Below are 3362 nucleotides of genomic sequence, written 5' to 3'. Positions count from 1 at the left end.
GGCGGGGTAAAGGGCCCGTCATTCAGAGGATCGCAGCCCTCGAAGTATGCGTAACAGTAGTTGTTGATCGCCGTCGGATCCGATCGTCGATTCCGGTAGCCCTCCTCGTCCAGGCGATCGAGGCAGGCGGAACTCGAGGCCCCGACCGAGTAGGCGACCGGGCATTGGTCGTGGCGGCCTGACTCACCTAGGTAGGAAATATTCTCCGTATACATATGATCCATCCAGGAATCGCCGATGGAGCCCGAATGCGCGTCCCGAGCAAAGCGACGGTAGTCGGCGTCAAAACTCGATCCGATCGCCATGACCCCGTGGAAGGCCGTCAGAATATGCAGGCGTCGGCCGTTGCGCGGGGTGTCGACCGGATCGTAGAAGATGCGCCACATATCCGGGATATTGTCGTCATCGGCGCTATTGCAGGAAGACAGGTGAAGATACTCGGTGTCGAGATCGCCCACACGGAGCTCCTCGTCGGTTCCTGATCCATCCGGCGCGTCGATGTAGCAATCCGAGACGGAACTTCCACCATCGCGGCGCAGCAAGCCACGCCAACGATCCCCCGAATCGCTCCCATGCAAGCCCAGCATCACGGCGTCGCCGTCATCGAGATAAGCGCCATCGTTGCAATTGGTCAGGCCGGTATCAGGATCACAGAGAAGGTCCCGATCAAAATTGCCATTGACTTTGCGGCGATCCTTGGAATAGGTCCCCTTGTCGCCCATCTTGTCATACCATTCGTCAATCATATTGTCCCAATGCGATACATTGTCGCCGGAACATTCAGCGGACCAATCGGTGATGACATACATCTGAGCTTCCAATGACGCCTGCGCCGGAGCGGCTACGAAAATCGCGCATGCGATGAGTGTCGAAATTGTCGTTTTCAGTATCGTTTTCATTGTCGTTCTCCTTATATATCCGTTTGCGAAAATCGGGTTTATCCGTCAATTGTTTCCAAGAGCGGCAGCACAAATTCGCGCGCCGGTGAGGTAATCTTTCCCTCGCCCTCCTCGGTCTCGGGCGCGAAGGCATAGACCAGCAACGCAGGCACATAATCTGGTGAGGTGGCTACCCGGCCCTGATCCTCAGTGCTCTGTTCGACATCGTCATCATCCGGAGCCCCCGCGGGCAGAAAAGCTGCCGGCGCCAGCACCGCTACCGCATGCACTTCACCCAGGTTGTCGCAGGAGATCTCCGTACCGAGAGCTGCAAGGCCACGCTCGATGATTTCCTGACGCGTCAGGGCATCGGCATCCGAGACGCCGTCAGCCAGGCGCAACTCGGGCCAATCGATTTGCATGCGCGCGACTTCACCAGCGGCGTTGATCGCCGCATATACAGCTGACCCCAACACAGGAAATCCGCCGATCTGACGAGTCGCCGATGCCGCAACCCACGCCCGCCGGATGGTCGTTCCTGCGTCACTGCCATTGGAACCAGACACACCCGACACACCGGCCATCACGTTGCGGGCCGTGGGTTCACGCCATTCGCTTGTCGGCACACCCAACCCGGAAGCCACCTGCCTGAGGGCATCGATCGCTTGCTCGGGCTTGATTCGGTTTTCTTCGTCGGACCAGCGACTCCGAATACGGCTGACGTAGGAAATATCGCCGCGGGCCAGATCCACCTCGAGAACCGAACCGGCTTTGCTGGTCCAGACACACTCGATCAAACCGGTATCCTTTTTCTTGCCGCCAAAACGACATTGGGTCTTGTCGGGTCGCAGACGATCGCCCAGAACGCCGCCGATCAACCGGGAGTTGAAGGCTTCCGTGAGCTGGCCGCCCGCCGGCTGCGCTGCAATCATGGCGCGTGCCGCATCCTTCAGATCTGCCGGAAGAGCTTGTTCGAGCAGTTGCCGGTGAGAGCTACAGTTCTCCTCCGCGCGCGAAGCCTGCGGCGCCAGCGCTCCCGCCAGCCCCGCGGCCAGACCAATCACCATCCATTTTCGACTTCTTTTGACGTTCATGAAAATTTTCCCCTTATTCTGGGCCGGGCCATGGGCTGCGGCATCGGTTTAAAGTTGGGGAACTCCTTTTGCAGACACTGTGCCAAGTGAAATACTGTTGATTTCATTGAGCTTTCCGGGTCTCTGGCGGCGAAAACGGGCCTTGAGGTAACCAGCCGTTACCCACGAGTGGCGCAAGTTGTTACCGAAGACAGTACCGAATCCACCGACTCTCCACTTAAGCTCAACGCGGGTTCCATCCCGGTTCTCCACTCTGATCCAGACACAAATCAGAGGAGGGGAACCATGCAGAGAGAAAAAGGATTTTCGGAAACCCGAGTGACGGCACAAGCGAGCCGTGTTGGCCGGATCGGGCTGGCTTCAATCCAGATATGCGGAGCCTTGCTGATCGCCTTGGCGGTCCGGACCGCGGAAGCTGGTGCCGCCAAGGAACCGGACACCTCGAGAACCGTCCAGGTGGTAAAAGAAAACTCTGTCGCCGAGGCCAGCGTCCCGCGAGGCGCGGTAGAAATCGACAACATCGAGGACGGCCGCCTGCTCTTCCGGACCCGTGCCCGGGGCAAATTCATGGCGAGTCCGCGGTCGGGGACTCACGCCGAGATCTCCGTTCATGGCCCGATCGTGCGCACGACCGTCACCCAGCGCTTCCACAACCCGACCGACCATTGGCTGGAATCGATCTACGTCTTCCCGTTGCCGGCGGATGCCGCCGTCGACAGTCTGGACGTACTCGTAGGCGACCGACATATTCGCGGAGAAATCCACGAAACACATATGGCGACCCAATTGTACGAGGCCGCCGCCCAAGCCGGGCACGCCGCTGCAATCGTCGAGCGTGTGCGACACGGTGTCTTCCGCAGCAATGTGGCCAACATTCCGCCATCGGCCGAAATCGTTGTGCGGATCTCTTATCAGAGCCATGCACATCGAGAAGGCGATCAATGGAGCTTGACGTTCCCCACCGCCCTGCTGCCGCTCACGGATCCCGCGCCAAATACCAGCACACCAAGTGAGCCGCAGCCCGTCACATCAGGCCGCTCGCAAGATGTCGGGATGCACGATGGTATCGCCCATCTGACCGACGACCCCTTTTCCATCGACATCCGGCTTATGCCCGGAGGCCCGGTCGCCGCCATCGACAGCCCGACCCATTCCATTCGCACCGAGGACATCCCCTCGGAAGGGACCGTCACGTGGAGCCCATCCGGGCAGGAGAATCACGGTGGTCACGTTGGTCATGTTGGTCACATCGCCCACCGCATCCAGCTGGACGGGGGCCAAGCTGCCCCGGGCCGCGACTTCCACCTCAACTGGACCGTGCGCGCGGCAAACGAGCCCACGATCGAGGCCTTCCGCGAACGTCTGGACCAACACGACTTCCACCTGCTGG

At 59.9% G+C, this 3362-nt stretch carries 3 protein-coding genes; 1 reads left to right on the top strand and 2 read right to left on the bottom strand.

Annotation, left to right across the window (positions count from 1 at the left end; translation table 11 throughout):
• Nucleotides 1–899, bottom strand: an 899-nt coding sequence (locus tag P8K07_06400; protein MDG1958149.1) for a DUF6345 domain-containing protein, incomplete at its 3' end; no start/stop codon positions are given.
• Between the two features lie 38 nt (nt 900–937).
• Nucleotides 938–1972, bottom strand: a complete 1035-nt coding sequence (locus P8K07_06395; protein MDG1958148.1) for a hypothetical protein — start codon at nt 1970–1972, stop codon at nt 938–940.
• A gap of 285 nt (nt 1973–2257) precedes the next feature.
• On the opposite strand from P8K07_06395, the gene P8K07_06390 reads away from it, so the two are divergent.
• Nucleotides 2258–3362: VIT domain-containing protein (locus tag P8K07_06390; GenBank protein MDG1958147.1), on the top strand; the 1105-nt coding region annotated here is incomplete at its 3' end.

This window comes from Candidatus Binatia bacterium (genome assembly GCA_029248525.1).
Taxonomy (GTDB): Bacteria; Desulfobacterota; Binatia; order UBA12015; family UBA12015; genus UBA12015.
This window is presented reverse-complemented; position numbering and strand designations above follow the sequence as displayed.

What these genes read in the sequence shown, in the direction of transcription:
- P8K07_06395 (MDG1958148.1), bottom strand. Translation starts at nt 1,972, where the DNA reads ATGAACGTCAAAAGAAGTCGAAAATGGATGGTGATTGGTCTGGCCGCG.